This window comes from Bacteroides sp. D55t1_190419_B8 (assembly GCF_015558905.1).
Lineage (GTDB): Bacteria > Bacteroidota > Bacteroidia > Bacteroidales > Bacteroidaceae > Bacteroides > Bacteroides vicugnae.
In genome coordinates this window covers 71,973-90,925 of sequence record NZ_JADMOU010000021.1, presented here as the reverse complement: position 1 = coordinate 90,925, position 18,953 = coordinate 71,973, and the positions used below count along the sequence as shown (strand labels likewise).

Annotated in this window: 12 protein-coding genes; 4 read left to right on the top strand and 8 right to left on the bottom strand. The window is 41.9% G+C overall.

All coding sequences use genetic code 11. The features are described 5' to 3' along the window. Positions 1-2: 2 nt before the first annotated feature. On the bottom strand, positions 3-1,043 hold the full coding sequence (locus I2I13_RS16935) for an N-acetylmuramoyl-L-alanine amidase (RefSeq protein ID WP_195650054.1): 1,041 nt from the start codon (positions 1,041-1,043) through the stop codon (positions 3-5). A 129-nt stretch (positions 1,044-1,172) separates the two neighbouring features. On the opposite strand from I2I13_RS16935, the gene I2I13_RS16930 reads away from it, so the two are divergent. Beyond that, positions 1,173-2,453, top strand: coding sequence for an O-acetylhomoserine aminocarboxypropyltransferase/cysteine synthase family protein (locus tag I2I13_RS16930; RefSeq protein WP_004306892.1), 1,281 nt, complete (start codon positions 1,173-1,175; stop codon positions 2,451-2,453). Positions 2,454-2,563: 110 nt separating this feature from the next. On the opposite strand, the gene I2I13_RS16925 is transcribed toward I2I13_RS16930, so the two are convergent. Next, positions 2,564-3,484 (bottom strand): hypothetical protein, encoded by a 921-nt coding sequence (locus I2I13_RS16925; protein ID WP_195650053.1) that lies wholly within the window; start codon positions 3,482-3,484, stop codon positions 2,564-2,566. A 92-nt stretch (positions 3,485-3,576) separates the two neighbouring features. On the opposite strand from I2I13_RS16925, the gene I2I13_RS16920 reads away from it, so the two are divergent. Further along, entirely contained in the window at positions 3,577-7,503 is a 3,927-nt protein-coding gene (locus I2I13_RS16920; RefSeq protein WP_229128665.1) for a response regulator, read from the top strand. 211 nt (positions 7,504-7,714) lie between these two features. Here I2I13_RS16920 and I2I13_RS16915 read toward each other — a convergent pair whose 3' ends face one another. The 5 genes from I2I13_RS16915 to I2I13_RS16895 form a co-directional block, all read right to left on the bottom strand. Continuing rightward, positions 7,715-8,257: a DUF4369 domain-containing protein gene (locus I2I13_RS16915; RefSeq protein WP_148365038.1), complete on the bottom strand. Its 543-nt coding sequence runs from the start codon at positions 8,255-8,257 to the stop codon at positions 7,715-7,717. Positions 8,258-8,341: 84 nt separating this feature from the next. Continuing rightward, entirely contained in the window at positions 8,342-9,208 is an 867-nt protein-coding gene (locus I2I13_RS16910; RefSeq protein WP_148365039.1) for a BT1926 family outer membrane beta-barrel protein, read from the bottom strand. Between the two features lie 26 nt (positions 9,209-9,234). Then, complete coding sequence (locus I2I13_RS16905; RefSeq protein WP_195650051.1) at positions 9,235-11,805, bottom strand: hypothetical protein; 2,571 nt, start codon at positions 11,803-11,805, stop codon at positions 9,235-9,237. Between the two features lie 403 nt (positions 11,806-12,208). Further along, the gene (locus tag I2I13_RS16900; protein WP_148365041.1) at positions 12,209-13,147 is read right to left on the bottom strand and encodes a site-specific integrase; all 939 of its coding nucleotides are present in this window, start codon (positions 13,145-13,147) and stop codon (positions 12,209-12,211) included. Between the two features lie 116 nt (positions 13,148-13,263). After that, positions 13,264-13,890: an HU family DNA-binding protein gene (locus tag I2I13_RS16895; protein ID WP_148365042.1), complete on the bottom strand. Its 627-nt coding sequence runs from the start codon at positions 13,888-13,890 to the stop codon at positions 13,264-13,266. Positions 13,891-14,246: 356 nt separating this feature from the next. Between I2I13_RS16895 and I2I13_RS16890 the strand changes: the two genes are divergently transcribed. Both I2I13_RS16890 and I2I13_RS16885 read left to right on the top strand, forming a co-directional pair. Beyond that, a complete protein-coding gene (locus I2I13_RS16890) occupies positions 14,247-16,700 on the top strand; it encodes a glycoside hydrolase family 2 TIM barrel-domain containing protein (RefSeq protein ID WP_195650050.1) in 2,454 nt (817 codons plus the stop codon). An 89-nt stretch (positions 16,701-16,789) separates the two neighbouring features. Continuing rightward, entirely contained in the window at positions 16,790-18,265 is a 1,476-nt protein-coding gene (locus I2I13_RS16885; protein ID WP_195650049.1) for a beta-glycosidase, read from the top strand. Positions 18,266-18,388: 123 nt separating this feature from the next. Here the strand turns inward: I2I13_RS16885 and imm9 are convergent, their stop codons facing one another. Continuing rightward, the gene (gene imm9 / locus I2I13_RS16880; protein WP_148365045.1) at positions 18,389-18,895 is read right to left on the bottom strand and encodes an Imm9 family immunity protein; all 507 of its coding nucleotides are present in this window, start codon (positions 18,893-18,895) and stop codon (positions 18,389-18,391) included. Between the last annotated feature and the right edge of the window lie 58 nt (positions 18,896-18,953).

The following is an 18,953-nucleotide window of genomic DNA, read 5'->3' as shown; positions in this document are numbered from 1 at the left end:
TGTTATTTTTTCTCCTTGTAGTCTTTCAGGAAGCCTTCCATCAGCCATTTGGCGAGTGCCTGACGATTGGAATTCATCACCAGCCGACGCTGATCGAACGTATTCTGGATATTACCCAACTCCACAAAAACGGAAGCGGGAGTGGTATGGGAAAGCACGTATAAGTTACGCCCGCTCACTGTGCCGGAAAAGCCCCGGTTGGGTTGATGCTTATCGTACTTTGACTCAAACGTATTTTTCATATTATTCGCCAATCGTTTGCTTTCTCCCTTTTTATTCGAATAATAGAAAAAGACATCCGTTTGTTTTCCCTTACTACGGCTATCAATATGAATAAAAATTGCCCTGCAATAAGAATAGTTCTTACGGTCTTTCCGGTAAAGGGCGTTTATTTTATCGCAGCGTTGCTGTAAGCGTTGCACCTGATTCAAAGGAATTGGATCGCCCATACAAGTCTCCCGTTTACTGTTTGACAGGTACGAATCATCACGGATACCATCTTTAGCATCTTGAATGATGATACGGACTTCGGCTCCTTCCTGCATCAGGTTACGTGCCAGACGGAGGGCAATATCATAAGCGTATTCATCTTCGTGCAATTCGTATTTACCAACTTTCCCGATAGCACCCGGATCAGGACCTCCATGTCCGCTGACCACATAGAAGCAAGCACCGGCAAGACGGTTGGAAGTGACTTTCACATCAGCCAGTTGCTTTCCAAACAGAGGCTCATTGAGGGTGGTTCCTATTTTTGTTGATTTAGCTTTCGGAGATTGTTGCTTTGTTCCGGAACTTTCGGAAGCTGATTTCTTGATGGGAGGAATAACATACGTTACGCCCACTTTAAGCACATTGTTCTTTCCCAGTTTCTGTTTATTGAGCTCAATAAAGTCGTCGTAATACTTCTTCGGAGAGCGGTTGTGCCTCAACAGAAAAGAAGAGATGCCTTCACCCGCTTTCGGAGTTGCCTTCTGCTGTGCCCAAAGAGTTGTGCCCGAAAAAAGAAAAGCTAAGAATAAAAGAATATAGAGTTTATTTTTCATAACTACATTAACTATCTCCTTCGCAAGAGTATCATTTCACTCATAAACAGGGCAAAAATACAATTATTTTCCCTACTTTTGCAGCATTAAAACATTTTTTGAAATAAAACATTAAAACCCGATAACATTATGGCAAAACAATTCAAACCGGAAACCCTGTGTGTACAGGCAGGATGGACGCCTAAAAAAGGCGAACCACGCGTATTGCCCATCTATCAAAGTACAACTTTCAAATACGATACCAGCGAGCAGATGGCCCGCCTGTTCGACCTGGAAGACAGTGGCTACTTTTATACCCGTCTGCAAAATCCAACGAATGATGCTGTTGCCGCCAAAATAGCCGCTCTTGAAGGTGGTGTAGCCGCTATGCTGACTTCCAGCGGTCAGGCCGCCAACTTCTATGCTATTTTTAATATCTGTCAGGCAGGAGATCACTTTGTTTGCTCCTCCGCTATTTACGGAGGTACGTTCAACCTGTTTGGCGTGACCATGAAGAAGCTAGGCATCGATGTGACTTTCGTTAATCCGGATGCCAGCGAAGAAGAAATTTCTGCAGCTTTCAAACCGAATACAAAAGCGTTATTCGGTGAAACGATTTCCAACCCTTCTCTTGAAGTACTGGATATTGAAAAGTTCGCACGTATCGCACACAGTCACGGGGTTCCATTGATTGTTGACAATACTTTCCCGACTCCGATCAACTGCCGCCCATTTGAATGGGGAGCTGACATCGTGGTTCATTCTACTACCAAATACATGGACGGACACGCTACAAGCGTAGGTGGCTGTATCGTAGACAGCGGTAATTTTGACTGGGATGCTCATGCTGAAAAATTCCCGGGACTTTGTACTCCGGACGAGTCATACCACGGACTGACTTATACTAAAGCATTCGGCAAAGGTGCTTATATCACCAAAGCAACTGCCCAACTGATGCGTGACCTCGGCAGCATCCAAAGCCCGCAAAATTCTTTCTTATTGAATCTGGGACTTGAAACGTTGCACCTGCGTATGCCTCAACACTGCCGTAATGCGCAGAAAGTAGCTGAATATCTTTCTAAAAATGAGAAAGTTGCCTGGGTAAACTATTGCGGACTGCCGGACAATAAATATTACAGCCTTGCACAGAAATATATGCCGAACGGTTCCTGCGGAGTCATCTCCTTCGGACTGAAAGGCGGACGTGACGTATCTATCAAGTTTATGGATTCACTGGAATTCATTGCGATCGTTACTCATGTGGCGGATGCACGTAGTTGCGTGCTCCATCCGGCGAGCCATACTCACCGCCAGTTGACAGATGAGCAACTGATGGAAGCTGGTGTACGCCCGGACTTGATCCGTCTATCGGTAGGTATCGAAAATGCAGATGATATTATTGCTGATATCGAACAAGCATTGAACGCATAAGGATGCTGTAAAGGTATAGCCCATAAAAGAAGGCACGGGAATGAAAAGTTCCTGTGCCTTTTTATTTTACACAAAGAAAATCTTGTACCCTCATCATTAGGAGATACGGATTACACTTCCTCCGCAGATAAACTGGAGATCATTGTATCCACCCAGTATACAACTGTTCTATCCGCAGGTAAAATACCTTCGAGATAAGGCGAATCAGATACATCTTCCAACCATGCCGTAGTAATCGGACCTCTTTCTCTTGTAAGACTTTGAGTTCCTAAATACGGACTAAAATTAAAGAATGTGTGTTGTTTCTCTACATCATTTTCACCTGTATATGTAAAGACAAAAGCTTTTTTCTTTTTTCCGGCCAGCGAAGCCCATTCTATCCGATATGTCCCTTCAACAAGCACCTGTTCATCCTTTGTTTTATAGGTAAATTTCCCTCCTTCTCCTTCTTCAGACAAACAATACACATCATCCGGTCGTAACACACAGATATCTCCTTTATTAATAAAAGAATAAAAGACCATTGCCGCATTCACCTTCTCCTGCAAATCGTCTTCTGCGTCAAATAACAACATACCTTCATTGGGTCTGGAGACTTGGAATTCAGGTTGGTCGAGACATGTAAAAGTCAGTACACCATAAGAAACAGTAACAGGCAGCGTGACATAATTGCCGTCTTTATCACTAACGGTAACCGTCACTTTCCCCTTTTTGCCGTGTGAGCTAAGCCATAACCTGTTATCGTTGACCGTTGCCGTCACAATCGTCTCATCGGAGCTTTGTGCCGAGTAACCACCTTTTCCATTAGCTATCCCGATATTCTCCGCTTCCCATCCATTAAGATACAGGACTGTAGAAGAAATCGTGTTCGTACAGGTTCCCGTTTCGTCGATTAATTCGGAACCGCTAAATAAAATAATCTCTGCATCATCTTGACAGGCTGATATACAAAAAGCCATGAGAGAAAGAAGAAAGAAGCCTAATAAAGTTTTTGTTTTCATATTTTCAGTGGTATGGTTAAATCGCGGCATATGCCATTGTTTTGCAAAGATATAAAGTATTTGTAAAAAAAAGACTATCTTTGTATGGAAAAAACACAGCTATCTGTATTCAAATAAAAAGCATGACTTTAAAACACTATTATAGTCTCATTCTCAGTCTAATGACTACTCTTTCCATTTCGTCTCAACAAGTCGTTGTCACGGAGCTTCCTACTCAAAGATTGTTACCGGTAGCACATATCCACCGGATTCTTCAGGATAGCGAAGGTTATATGTGGTATGCAACAGAAGGCGGAGGCCTGTGCCGTGACAACGGTTATCAGATTAATGTCTTTCGTTCGGACTTAAATACGCCTCACCTGCTATCCAGCAACGACATTACCTGTATAACAGAAGACAACGGACATCATATCTGGTTCGGCACCAAACGTGGTTTATACAGATTAGATAAAGCTAATTATCAAATCAACGAAATAACAGACGGGGAACTCAAGAAGCAAAGAGTCGATGCTGTCCGGGCTATTCATGACGGCACTATCTGGACTTCGGCCGAAGGTATGATTTACCACTTTTCCAGTGAAGGCAAATGTCTTGGAAGTTATCCTTCAGAATGGAAGGGTACAAGACGAAACGTTACTGACTTTTACGAAGATGGAAAACATCAACTTTGGGTACTGCAAGGATCGGGAGGTCTTTTACAATATCATCCGTCAACAGACAGCTTCTCGCCTTATCAATGGACATGTGATGCATCGCCCATACAAATGATTGAAGATGTACAAAATGATTGCTATTGGGTGGCTACTTGGGGAAAAGGAGTTGTACAATTAATCCCTTCTTCCAATCCACAATCGGAGGAAGTAATCTGTAAGTTACAACCCGTCACCTTAGAAGGGTACGAACAGACACCGCATAAAACTCAAATACTGGGATTACTTAAAGACAGCCGGCAGGAAGTGTTGTGGGTTTCAGCGATGGACGATTTATATGCTTACCGAATTGTAGATAATGCACTTCACCCCGTCGATACGGAAAGTTTTCTTCCTAAAGGCAAAAAGATATTGGATAGAATCATTGAAGACCGTGCCGGCAATGTATGGGTTCCAGGATATTCTCCCCATACGTTTATCCTCTCGTTCGACGCCAACAAAATCAAACGTTACCCTACTTCTGCCATGTCCGCTATTACCGGTTATCCGGTGATGGCAGACAGAACGATTCAAGAAGGGGACTATTATTGGATATGGCAGGGAAGAACCGGATTATCCATCTACCATCCTGCTTCCGAACAGATTTCTTTTGCATCGGATTTTTCCGAAGAAACAGGAAAGTATAATATCATAAAATGTATCGAGAAATGTCATACTCAACCCGGAATCTGGGCTGCATCCGATAATGCGTGTCTATTGTATCTGCAACATGAAGGCATGAAGATGAAACTGACAAAAGAGATCCAACTGCCGGATGCCCGACAGATTCGTGTATTAAGCGAGGACAATCAGGGAAACTTATGGATAGGCACAGAAAATGCCATCTATCAATATTCTCTTTCCAAAGGGGAACTCAAAAAGTTTCAGGGGAGTGCGAATATGATAAACGACCTGGCAGTTGCCCCGGACGGAACGATATTCTGCATTACAGAAGCATTGGAGTTCCAATATTTTTCCCCGGAAGGAGAAGGACATACGATTCGGAAAGGAGAAAACTATTCATCTGTCCTCATCGCTCCTGATGGTAAAGTGTGGGTAGCTACTTTGGAAGGAAATGTGTACAGCTATCATCCGCAAACTAAAGTTATCTCCCGGGAAGAGAATGCCTGCAACACAAACGGAGATGCTATCAAAGGAATGGAGATAGACAACTTGGGACATTTGTGGATATTGGCAGACCCATACGTAAAAGAGTACAACCCTACGAATCATTCATTTAGAATACTGTATAATTCCGACCGCTTCATTCAAGTGGATTATTTCCTTTCCATCCGCAAAATGAAAGACGGAACGATTTGCCTCGGAGGGATCGGTGCTTTTTGTCTGATTACCCCATCTGCAGAGCTGGATCAATCTCCCAACGATATAAAGCCCGTTATATCCTCCATCAAAATAGACGGAAAAACACAAATAACAGGTATAAATACCCGGCAAATAGAATTGAATCCTGATAATATCAATGTAGAAATATCCTTTTCTACGCTAGAACACTTACACGCCGGACAAATCAGTTATGCCTACCGTCTGAAAGGATGGGATGCAAGCTGGAAGTCACTTCCTCCGGGAGTAAACACTGCGTATTTCACCAAACTTCCCAAAGGCAACTACACACTGGAAATTAAAGCGACGGACATTCACGGTTGTTGGGCACAGCCCATATCCTGCCTGCAAATCAATCGTCTACCGGCATGGTACGAGACATGGTGGGCATACGCCCTTTATATGCTTTCTTTTATTCTGATAGCGGCAGGAGTCATAAAGTTCTACTTCAACCGTCTGCACCGGAAGCAACAGGAACAGTTGGAAGAACAACTGACACAGATGAAATTCCGTTTCTTTACGAATGTCAGCCACGACTTACGCACTCCACTGACGCTGATTATCACTCCTCTGAGCAGTCTGCTTTCGGAGATGCAGGACGGCAAGTTAAAGCAACAGTTATCTTCCATCTATCGCAATGCTGAAGAGTTGCTGCAATTAGTCAATCAATTACTGGATTTCCGCAAACTGGAAGTGAGCGAAGAAAAACTGAATCTGACGAATGCAGATATCAGTGAATTTGTCACAACTACTTGCGAAGCATTCAAGTCGTATGCGAACAACAAGCAGATTCGCTTTTCAGTCATACCACTGAAACAAACGCTTTATATGTATCTTGACCGGGATAAAGTACACAGGATTCTCTACAACTTACTCAATAATGCTTTCAAATTTACACCTCCGGAAGGAAGAATCGATGTGTTTTTCAAAATGGAGAACAGAGGAGGGATACAATACGTCTGCATCATCGTGCAGAACACCGGACAGGAAATAGCAGCAGATGAACTTCCCCATATATTCGACCGCTATTATCAGATCGGGGCAAACACCCACAGACAGGCAACAGCAGGAAGCGGCATCGGACTGCATATTGTGAAAGAATATGTCGCCATGCATCAAGGTTTTATAGAAGTGGAAAGCAATAAAGAAGAAGGAACTGAATTTTGTGTCTATCTTCCGACCAATCTGGTTGATAAACGTTTGCTACCGAGAGAGGAGAATATACCGGATGAATCCGGAGCAACTGAAACGAACTCATCAGATGCCCGGAAGACCATTTTGATTGTAGAAGACAATGAAGAATTCCGCCAATTCATGTATCAGCAGTTATCACAAGAATATCAGGTATGGGAAGCCTCCAACGGAGAAGAAGCGGAAGCCATCGCCAATGAGAAAGAAGTGGATATCATTGTGAGTGATGTCATGATGCCGGGAATGGACGGGTTTGAATTATGTCTCCGGCTGAAAGAGAATATGAAGACTTCACACATCTTCATTATCCTGCTTACTGCCCGCACAGGTGACGAAAACGAACTGGCAGGATATCAGTCGGGAGCAGACTGCTACCTGACAAAACCCTTCAACATGGATATTTTAAAGAACCGGATCCAGCATCTGCTGGCATTGCAGCAAAAACGGAAACAGATATTCTTGTCAGGCATTGAGGTTAATGCGGAAGATCTCACTTCCTCCAAAGTAGACGAACGATTTCTGGAAAAAGCAATCGAACTGGTCGAAAAGAATCTGGATAACAGTGATTATAGCGTGGAAGCTTTCAGTGACGACATGTGTATGAGCCGAATGAATCTTTACCGTAAACTGCAAATTATCACCGGACAGAAACCCACAGAATTTATCCGAAGCATCCGTTTGAAGAAAGCTGCCGGATTACTGACTCATACGGAACTGACCGTTATTGAAATATCGGAAAAAGTGGGATTCGCTACACCGAGTTATTTCAGTAAATGTTTTAAAGAGATGTTCGGAATATTGCCTACCCAATATCACTCGCAGGATTAAAGGAAAAAAGGACGTCCCCGGGGGAAAAAGGGAATGGGAAATACGGGAACGTCCTCAAAACATAACAATACAGAAATACGGACTTTCACAAGGGCACATTTCTGTCTCTCTTATGCAACACTCCCTTCTATAAAAATATGGAGGAAATATCTGGAGAGGATATTATTATGTGGGAAATTTAGTTTATAGTCTTAAAAGCAATCTGATTGCATCAAAGTGATGAACGATAGGCAGTCCGGATATATTCTCCTACCGCATTGTCATCATTGATTTCTATGTATTTTTTCAATAAATCCGCAAAACCGGATTTTATCTGTTCCGTTTGTTTGTTCTCGCAGGCTGTGGAATATTCATCAACAGCCATGAGAAAATCCTGCATCCGTTCATTTAGCATTGTTCCTCCCGTACAAACCACATCGGAAATATCGGCTTGGATACTGCCATTTTCTATGACGACAGGGAGGCGGTATTCCAGTCCCGATTTGCTGGCACGAATAGAAAGCACTTTTACTACGGGCGACACAATAGTCACCGTATCGGCAAAAGCAAACTTTCCGTGGATTATTTCTGCACTATCTACCGGCTGCCCGCTCGAAGCATCTTTCATATAAACCATTTTTCCTTCGAATTCGGGCAAAGGTGCACTGCCGTTAATCTCGTAACCTTTTATCTGATGCCCGGTGCAAGCCGCTATCAAGCATACTCCCGAAAGAAAAGATAAAAGTTTCACATATCTATTCATTAAGCTCTTCATTCTTCTTTAAAAAAGAAAAGCCGCCCGCACTATCAGCTGAACGGCTTTCTCTTTTCATTCATACATTTGTATAATCATTCATCCTTAGAATCTGAATCCCAGTTTCACCATAGGCATTTCAAATATCTTGATGTTGTGGTGACTGACATTATATTTATCAAATCCTTTCGGGCAAATCTGTATCAGGTCATAGCGGTAAGCCAGAGGGTGCATTTCGAAACCGAAAACGAAACCTTTGGCAATGCTATACTCGATACCTGCTACGGCAGCTACTTTGAAACCGTACATCTGACCGGCTTTACTTCCGGAAACATAGACCTGTGACGGAAGTTCTTCCGAGTCGTCACTATCCTTATAGGTGTCTCCAGTGTATGGTTCGGTCGTTTCAATGCGTGCCATCTGGAAGCCGAGTGCGCCTCCGAGATACGGATGAATACGTTCGTTGCGAGTCTTGAAATAGTAGTTGGAACCGACAGATACATACCAGTTGTTGGTCATCTGCGCATTGATATAACTTTGCGCAGGGATAATCATGTCGGGTACACTGTTGTCTCCTTCTACATAGTCTTTCTTTGGAGTGAGGCTGACGTTCATGCTGAACTGGAAATTTACATCCCAATTGTCAGACACGAAATACTTACCTTCAATTCCAGCTATATTGACCAGACTATTATTATTCAGACTCCCGATGTTCAGATAGCGGTTCAGATCGCCGGAGTTATCCGTTCCTCCATTGGGAAGTCCGACTACTCCTCCGTCATTGGAGAACTTGGGAAGCAGATAAGAAGTGTTCTCGTTAAAGAACTTTCCGCTACCAAGCAGGACTGAAACCTGCCACTGTCCTTTCTTCGGGGCAAACGACGCATCATCACTGCTGCTGTAACGCTGCGCCATTGAAGGCGCAGCTGTCATACAGGTCAGCAAAAGTAATGTGCATAGTTTTTTTATCATCTTGTTACTTTTACGTAGTTAGGAAATTATTTCAAGAAGATAGCAAGAAGTGCTTTCAACTGAGCGCTTGCAGTATCATAATCTGCCTTGGCAGCATCATATTCAGCCTGTTTTACTTTGATATTTTCCTGAATATTTGCAAATGATTCAGTAATATAATCTGTATCAGTATAAGTACCTGCTGCTAATTTCTCTATATTTCTCTTAGCTTTAGCAACATCGGCCTTAGCGGCAGTAACATCTGCCAGAGCAATCATATGTTCTTCCTTAACCAAGTTTTTGATAGCTTCCAAAGAACCTAAATCACCATTAGTAAAGTTATTATTCAAATAAACAGTGATTTCCGTTTCAATCTTACCTTTGATAATTTCATTATTGCCGTATTCTTTTTGTACTGTTACAATATTATCATTTACTTCTTTAAAGACTTTATCATAAGCAGCCTGGGCTTCGTCGTTAGCTTTCTTAGCTTTATCTACAGCATCCGCCAAAGCAGCATTTGCTTTATCTTGAACAGTCTGTTCTACAGCTTTTTGAGCAGTAAATGCTTCTTTCAAAGCTTTATAAGTTTCTACCTGATCAATTATAGCTTGTAGACTAGCCGTTTCTGCTGTTGCCCAAATCATCTTACCAAGAGAACCATAATTACCATTCTCCAAGGCATCTACATGATTACCACCAGCGGCAGCTATTACTTCGTCCTTAGATACAGGCAATCTTCTTGGATTATTACCTGAATTGAAATTATCGCTAAATACAGCAGAAGAAGCAGATTTCCACTTTTCCAATGGAGTCTTTACACTGGAATCTTGCTCTACATCTATTAATTTTCCAATATTTTCTTTACTAATTTCATTTGCAGTAGTAATGTCACCAGCATCCCAAGTGATAAAGCCTAAATCTACTCCAACAACTTTCTTAAAGTTATCAGCGTCTGCTATCAGCCAATCAGAGATTTTTTTCGTGTCATTTCCTTTTGTTACACTTACCTTAGTTACTTGTGCTTCTTTAGCCAATGCATCCTTATAATATGCAACTAAAGCCGTAGCTACAGCATCAATATTAGCTTCTTTTTTTCTATCTTCTGGTTTAAGTCCATTATATTTCTTTATTGCAGCATTAGCGGCTGCCTCTGATTTCTCCAAATCTATTTTCAGACTTTCATCATAAGCTGCCATTGCATCTTCCCATGCTTTATAATCTGTAGCATAGTTCTCTTCTGCCTCTTTTTGTGCTGCAAGAGCTGTAGCCAATTGTGGTTTGGCCCATTCTATATTTTCCAAATCAACACCTTTAGTAGCCTTATCAATCAGCTTAATCCAACCATCAATCTGACTTTGTGCTTCAGTAATTTGTATACCTTTATTATAGGCAAAAGTACCAGTACTAGAAATATAACCAGCAACAGTTGTTCCACTAGGTATTACATCATTCAATCCCTTCTTTACTTCAGCCTCTACTTTCTTAGAATAAGCTGCAGCTGTTTTAGCTTTGTTCTTGTCAGAGTTCTGTTTATTTTTAGCAGTTTCCAACTTATCGCTAGTAGCTTCCAAGTCAGATATCAGTTTAGGATTAGCAACTTCTAGCTTGCCTTTTTCAATATTATACTGTTGTTCCTTAACTTTTGCAGCAGCAATTTCTTCTTCCAGCTTCTTGACTTCAGCTTCCCAATCTGCAACAGTAGTATACTCATTATCCAAGATAGCTTTCAAGTTATCAGCATACTCCTGCGTCATCTCTAAAGCAAATTCTGCATTTTTCAGTGCATTATCCAAGACCGCTTCTAAATTATTATCAGCTACTATATCAGAATAGTTAGCTAATTGTTCCTGAAGTTTTTTCAAGCTACCGGCTTTATAGCCACCCACAGACTGGGTAGGATCTTCAGTAATAAGATAAACATAATACTTAGTCTTAGAAGAATTAGTCTCCGTGCTTTCATCCGGATTTGTAGTAGTAGTGGAATTCGCAACTACCGATGATAGAATTCTAGTGATAACAGTTGTTGAATATCCATACATTGCCTTGTCCATTGCCTGTTTTGCATAGGCAACTTGCGCTTGTACACCATTCAAACGAGCTTGTTCTTCATCTGTCAGCAATAACTTGGAAGCTTCAATCTGTTCCATAGCTTGTTTGTAAGCTTCCTGTGCTTTAGCAGTGGCTGTTTCGGCAAGAAGCATTTTTTCCTTATACTGCTCAACAATCAATGCCTTTTCATTTTCCCACTTAGTTTTGTCAGCTTCAGCTTTTGCAATGGCAGCTTCCGCTTCAGCTTTTGCTTGTGCAGTAGCAGCTTCTTCCTTTTCAATCAAAAGTTTCTTTACTTGAATGTCCAGTTCATGCAACTGCAAATCAATTTCTGCAGACTTATTCTGAAGTGCCAAACCTGCATTAACTAATTCTTGCTCTGCAACCTGTGCTTTTCTCAATTCAGCCTCTACAAGCTCAACTGCAGCTTGAGCTTTGATAAATTCAGACTTTGCTCCCCTAAGTTCTGCAATGCCTTCCGGTTCATCGGTATCAATACATCCCGTGAATGTCGCCGTCGTACCTGCCATGAGCAAGGTTGCGACTAAATACGTCCATTTTCTCATAAAAGTAAATTAAATGTTATACAATTAATAAATAAAAAATTTGTTTGTACTAATTCATGATTTATTTCGCTTCACTCCCCCTCTTCCCGTTACTTTGTAGGTAACGGGAAAACCCTTGTGCCTGCTCTTTTGGAGTAGTCTATACTAGAAAATAATACGATATATGACGAACCTTCTTACCCCTGCTTATGAGAAAAAGTAGAGGGGCGGGAAATCTATTGCAAAATTTAGACGTTAACAAAGTTCTAAGACAAAGAATCCACGTGTTCTTCTGTGTTTATTCCTATTTTGAGTAGTTTATTAGAAAAAATGTACGATTTTGTTTGGATGTTTTAAGAAATATGCTCATATTTGCAGCGTCTTTTCTTCCCGTTACCTACAAAGTAACAGCACTAAAAATCAGCTACTTGCCACAAGCATAGATCCTTTTCAGCGAAGACAGAATCGTCACATTCGCTTCATCTATTTTCTTATTCTTAAAAGGTTTTAGATAAGTCTCTGTGACAATAATGGATGAATGCCCCATCGCCTCTGAAATAATGCCTGGATGTATCTCGCAATAATATGCCATTGTAGCCCAGGTATGCCGAGCCGTATACGAGCTTAAATCAGAAGTCAATGCAAGTACTTGTTTCAGCAACAGAAGTTGATAGTTAAAATTACGCAAAGCTATCTGATATTCCCTGTAGGTAGCTTCCGTACTCTCTCTGCCAGTCAGTATGGGAAAAAGATAAGGAGAAGCAGAATCGGTGTTCATATACTTTTTCATCAGTTTCATAGTTTCCGGCAGAAGCGTCACGGTCAGAAGCCTTCCGGTTTTTCTACGACGATAAGTGAGTACATTCCCCACTATATCCTGCTTTTTAAGATACGCAAGATCTACGAACGGCATACCACGAAGCATGAACATTAAGAAAAAGTACGCGCGCGTACGTTGCAATTCTCCTCTTCCCTGATGAATTTGTTTGGGAAGCTCTTTCATCAGCCGTTCCATATCCTCCTTTTCCAGTGCACGCTTCCTATCGGCACGCGTCCCTGTATAGACATACCGGAAATGATGCGGTATATAAGACGCCATCCGACGGTCGACCGCACGGTTGTATACCGCTCTCAACGTACGCATATAGGTTGAAACCGTGTTCCAGCTACACTCCTTTTCCCGCAAATACGTTTCAAAACTTTTAAGAAACTCCTGATTCACTTTCTTGAATGGCAGATTCCTGCTCCCGTTAAATGCAATGATAGCATTCATGCTACTCCTGTAAACATGAGCAGTTCCATAGTTCCCACTTTTTCGAAGCCCTTCAGCTACTTCCTTCATAAATGAAATCAAATTCCCCATTTTTATTAATTTTAGTTATCACTCAAGCATGTCCCTGAAGAAAAGCGCCCTCACCGCAATTCCCCCCAATGCTCTTTATTCCAAATCTCAACATATCATCATACAAATATAATGAATTATGTTTTCTTTATATACACCCGATGTGTTCCTCTGCCATCAATCCCGATGCCGGAACCGGGTGTATACGCCCACTGGCGTAATTCATTGGTAGCCGCTGTACGCAGCAAACCTGTCAGTTTCCGGTATTCGTAGACCGTCAGAAAAGGATGTTCCTCCAGATATCTAACAGCCAATGCAAGTCGTTGCTCCGGTGTATACTTCTGTGAAGAACGTTGCGACTTCCACGGAGCCCTTTCCAGCAGACATCTTCCATTGATACGCCTCATCATCTTCCTGTCTACACGAAAGTTCACGTTTCCCACCACAATGCTTCGTGCGTTACGATGGGTTTCACCCTCTCCGGCCTTTTCGCGTTCTTTATCTTTGCATAACGCCAACGAAGGAGAGAATGTTCCGATGCCATCCAGCTTCACAGACTTGCCTTCTGCCATCTGATGTGCCATCTCAATACCTATCTGTGTAATTACGCCTTCCACATCTCCGACGTTAAAACCACTGCTGGATGCTATCTGACGTATCAAATCCTCGGTAGATACCTGTTCCATCATTGCAAACCGCGGATAAAGTACCTGTTCGCCCGTTCCATGAATATCGGGCATTTCTTCCATTATATACATTGCCATAATACTAAAGTTTATTTGAAATATTGATTACTAATAGAAAACTTACTCGCTATAGGTAGAAAACTTGTTCTCCCCTAAAGGAAAAGTTATTTTTCCCTTAGGGCAAACTAAAACCGCAAGTTCCGGTTTTATAACTGAAACTTCTGATTACATAATCAAAAGTTCCGGTTTTATAATCAGAACTTGCGGTTATAGTTTTCTTACTAACAAAGATACGTTTTCCTGCCGGAACAAGCAAGTTTAATCCCTATGAAAAGGAAGTTTGATACATTTGTTGCAGCATCTTGTTACATTTCTATTCCTCACATCACCTGTCACGCTCCTATCTTTGCCCATTATTAAACAAAGAATAGGAAATGATGAATAACTACTTCGAATCTTCTGTAAGGCTACTCGCTCTTTTAGTGTTAATACCCTGCTTTATTGCTGAAAGTTCCGCATCGGAACGTAAAGTCAGCATAAATGAGAACTGGAAGTTTTACCGGGGTTGCATTGCCAATGCCGAACAGACATCTTTCAAGGACGCTCAATGGAGGATACTCGATTTACCTCATGACTGGAGCATGGATCCTGTGCCCGTACAAAGAGAAGGTATAACAATCGGTCCTTTTTCACGCATGAGCGTAGGCGGGGCAGATACCGGACAAACCGTAGGAGGTGAAGGATGGTATAGAAAAGAATTCACCATACAGACGGAAGATGCCAATAAGATTATTTCCCTTTATTTTGAAGGAGCTTATAACCAAACAGAAGTCTGGATAAACGGGCAGAAAGCCTGTTTTAATCCTTATGGATATATCCCTTTCAAAATCGACATCCATCCATACTGCAACGCTCCCGGCATTCGGAATATAATAGCCGTCAAAGTGGTGAATGAAGGTCTGAACAGTCGGTGGTATGCCGGTTCCGGCATTTACCGGCACGTATGGCTAATGAAAACGGACAAAGTACATTTGGACGAATGGGACACTTTTATAGATGCTTCCAAAGTAGAAGGTAAAAAAGCGACGGTTGATCTTCACTCCATTCTACATAACTCCGGCAAAGAAAAAGTGACCGCCCATCTGAAGATTCAGATATTTTCTCCACAAGGGGAAGAGGTTTATTCCACTACTCAACCAGTCAATATATCCGGTGAAACCAATATCCCCATTTCCCTCACTTTTGATATAAAAAAGCCGGAATTATGGTCGGTAGATACTCCTAGTTTATATACCGCACATCTATCCTTGAAATCTAAGAAGCTATCTGATGAAATAACCGTTCCTTTCGGAATACGAACCGTCGAATTCTCCGCAGAAAAAGGATTTCTATTAAATGGGAAACCGCTGAAATTAAAAGGTGGTTGTTTGCATCATGACAATGGTTTATTAGGTGCCGTAGCTATCAACAGGGCAGAAGAACGCAAAGTAGAGCTAATGAAAGCAAATGGTTTCAATGCAGTCAGATGCTCGCACAACTTACCGTCGGAATATTTTCTACAGGCATGTGACCGACTGGGATTGCTAGTGATTGATGAAGTATTCGATCAATGGCAACAAGCAAAACGCCCGCAAGATTATCACCAATTCTTCGATGAATGGAGTGAACACGATATAGCTACCATGGTGCGCAGAGACAGAAACCATCCTTCTATTATCATGTGGAGTATTGGCAATGAAATAGCTGAACGCGCCGACGAACCCACTGGAGAGATCATAGCCCGGAAACTAATTGCAACCATTCACCGATATGATACAAGCCGCGCCACTACCGCCGCTGTTAACTCGTTTTGGGACAGAAGAGATTTCAGTTGGGAGAAGGATTCGGAAAGGGCTTTCCGGAACCTGGATATCTCCGGTTACAATTATCAATGGAAGGAATATGAAAAAGATCACGCACGATTCCCGCAACGGATTATGTACGGCAGTGAATCGGTGCCCAAAGAAGCAGCACAGAACTGGAACCTGATCGACAAGAATTCCTATCTGATTGGAGATTTTGTCTGGACTGCCCTCGACTATCTGGGTGAAGCCGGTCTGGCACATACTCTCGAACTTGCTCCGGGAGAACACAGTCCGCAGTTTATGGGATGGCCGTGGTATAATGCATGGTGTGGTGACATTGACTTCTGCGGAGACAAGAAACCGCAATCTTATTATCGCGACATTCTTTGGAAAAGACGTGATATTTCATTAGCAGTACAACCTCCCGTAGCCAAAGGGAAAAGAGAAGATATCAACTACTGGGGATGGAAAAACGAATTCCTTAGTTGGAACTGGAAAGGATACGAAGGCAAAACGATGGCAGTACATGTGTATAGTCGTTCCCCTAAAGTAAGACTTTATTTGAATGACAGGTTATTGGGAGAAAAAGAAGTCAATCCCGATACCTATACGGCTTCTTTCGAGGTTCCCTATGAACCGGGACAACTGAAGGCTGTCAACTTGAAGGGAAAGAAAGAAACGACATCGACTGAACTTTACACAACCGGAATTCCGGCAATGATACATTTGACAGCCGATCGTATGAAAATAAAGGCAGATAAAAATGACCTTTCATATATAAAGGTTGAAATATTGGATAAAGATGAAAAGTTAATACCTGACTGTTCCATTCCTTTGGAAATTAAATCTACCGGAAAAGGGTCCGTCATTGCCGCAGGTAATGGAAGTGCGGATGATATGAAAAGCTTTCGTTCCTTAAAGCCGAAAACGTTTCGGGGAAAAGCAATTGCTATCGTTCAGCCAAATGCAGAAAAAGGGACGATCACTCTTACTGTTTCAGCAAAAGGATTGCCGGAAGCGGCTATTGTCATAGAGACTTATTAATAAATCAATCTTGATTAAGGATACACAGTTGAATGTACTGCATGAGATTGTTTAAACAGTAATATAAAAAATATAAGAACAGGAGAAACATGATTAAGAAAACCACCTTATTAAGTAGTTTATCCATTGTGCTGTCAATGGGGACTATGAGTGCGCAATCCTATGAATGGATTAGCAGTACGGAAAATAACACATGGCAACAGTCTAAAGTCAAGTTGCAGACAAATACCGGGCGCACTCCCCTACTCGAGGTCAACGGTTCGGAGAATGGAACTGTCTTCAAAGCTTGGGGAACATGCTTTAATGAACTCGGATGGGATGCACTCAACATGCTTCCACGGAAGCAACAGGAGATTGTTCTTCAACAGTTGTTTGCTCCCGGAGGAGATCTGAAGTTTACCATGGGACGCTTCTCCATGAATGCCAACGACTACGCCCGCGACTGGTACAGTTGCGATGAAGTATCCGGTGACTTCCAATTGAAGCATTTCAATATCAATCGGGATAAAACAACGTTGATACCTTTTATCAAAGCTGCACAACAGTATAATCCGGATATGACTTTCTGGATGTCGCCATGGTCGCCTCCCTCCTGGATGAAAATCAATCACTACTATTCAGTTCGCAGTGACCGTAATCAAAATCAGATGTCGCCTCTGTCTGATGTAGCACTTTATGAGGATAGTAAAGAAAAGAACACACAGGTATTTCCACAGCAGTTGGCTGTAAATGATTACTTTATTCAGGATCCACGTTATCTGCAAACCTATGCAAACTATTTCTGTAAATTCATCGATGCTTACAAGGAACAAGGCATCCCCATCTCCATGATTATGTTCCAAAATGAGTCATGGAGCTACACCAACTATCCGGGTTGTGCCTGGACGGCAGAAGGTATTATCCGCTTCAATACAGAGTACCTCGCTCCTACTCTGAAAAAGCAGCATCCGGAAGTAAAGTTATATTTAGGAACAATCAACACCAACCGTTATGAGGTGATCGATCAGGTGCTTTCCGACCCACGAATGCCGGAAACAATAGAAGGGGTCGGCTTCCAATGGGAAGGCGGACAGATTTTACCCAAACTCCGCGCCAAATATCCGCAATACAAGTACGTGCAAACGGAAAGCGAATGTGGTTGGGGCTCTTTCGACTGGAAAGCAGCCGAACACACTTTCGGACTAGTGAATCATTATCTGGGTAATGGTTGTGAAGAATATACTTTCTGGAATGCTATTTTGTACGACGGAGGTTTCAGCGGATGGGGATGGAAACAGAATGCTTTGATTCATGTGGATTCAAAGACAGGGACTGCGACCTACACTCCCGAATATTATGCGGTAAAACATTACAGCCATTATGTAACACCCGGCTCGAAAGTGCTGGCATATAAAGATAGAGGAGATAAGATGCCGGTAATGATCGTCATGACTCCACAAAAGAAACAGGTGGTGATAGCCGGTAATTTCAACGAAGAAGCCAAAGAGCTTACTGTGAAATTAGGTACTCGCTATTTGAATGTAACCTTGCAACCTCATTCTTTGAACACTTTCATAGAAAAGTAGAAAAACAGAGCTGCCGCAAAGAGTCTAAATTCAATAATCGACGACTCTTTACGGTAGCACATAGCTATGTTAGTCCCTTGTCTATGCCACTAAAATTGATTCTATTTTACGATTTGGCTACTATTACCGCTTCTTTACTTTATATCCTTTCAGGGTAAAACCGACTTCAAACAGGTTCAAAAGGGCTATCCGAATATTATCTTCTATATAGGTTTCCATATTATCATATTTTGCAAAGTAGACGGGAAGCAGCCTGTTATTCCTCCTATAACTTTCATCCGGTGTTTTACCGGTAAAACGTTCTTTCTTCTTCACCCCCCAACGGACGGTTTTACTACAAGGAAGAGGTATACCTATCGTTAACACTTTTTCTTTAGTTGCCGTATCGGTGATTCCATGTTTCCAGATACTGATATGGCTGGCTCCCAAATAAGTGCCGATATAAAGGACAACGGTCAGCGTCCAATCGTCCAAAGCCTCATCGGTTTGAATGCCATTCACCAAATCAGAGAAATAGCCTTCAACCATTTCTCTGTCAAAACAGTTTAGTTCAGGCCATTCACATTTCTCAAACAGTTGATGCACATTGACAGGAACCAGTAAAGTGGTTATTTCTAACTGATATTTCATTCATTTCGTTTTTATATCATTGCATCTAAAATCGTCTCAATTATCTTATCGACTATAA

Coding starts and splice junctions, on each gene's coding strand:
- I2I13_RS16885 (WP_195650049.1), top strand. CDS start 16,790: ATGATTAAGAAAACCACCTTATTAAGTAGTTTATCCATTGTGCTGTCA.
- I2I13_RS16925 (WP_195650053.1), bottom strand. CDS start 3,484: ATGCCGCGATTTAACCATACCACTGAAAATATGAAAACAAAAACTTTA.
- I2I13_RS16910 (WP_148365039.1), bottom strand. CDS start 9,208: ATGATAAAAAAACTATGCACATTACTTTTGCTGACCTGTATGACAGCT.
- I2I13_RS16900 (WP_148365041.1), bottom strand. CDS start 13,147: ATGGGGAATTTGATTTCATTTATGAAGGAAGTAGCTGAAGGGCTTCGA.
- I2I13_RS16905 (WP_195650051.1), bottom strand. CDS start 11,805: ATGAGAAAATGGACGTATTTAGTCGCAACCTTGCTCATGGCAGGTACG.
- I2I13_RS16930 (WP_004306892.1), top strand. CDS start 1,173: ATGGCAAAACAATTCAAACCGGAAACCCTGTGTGTACAGGCAGGATGG.
- imm9 (WP_148365045.1), bottom strand. CDS start 18,895: ATGAAATATCAGTTAGAAATAACCACTTTACTGGTTCCTGTCAATGTG.
- I2I13_RS16895 (WP_148365042.1), bottom strand. CDS start 13,890: ATGGCAATGTATATAATGGAAGAAATGCCCGATATTCATGGAACGGGC.
- I2I13_RS16915 (WP_148365038.1), bottom strand. CDS start 8,257: ATGAAGAGCTTAATGAATAGATATGTGAAACTTTTATCTTTTCTTTCG.
- I2I13_RS16935 (WP_195650054.1), bottom strand. CDS start 1,043: ATGAAAAATAAACTCTATATTCTTTTATTCTTAGCTTTTCTTTTTTCG.
- I2I13_RS16920 (WP_229128665.1), top strand. CDS start 3,577: ATGACTTTAAAACACTATTATAGTCTCATTCTCAGTCTAATGACTACT.
- I2I13_RS16890 (WP_195650050.1), top strand. CDS start 14,247: ATGATGAATAACTACTTCGAATCTTCTGTAAGGCTACTCGCTCTTTTA.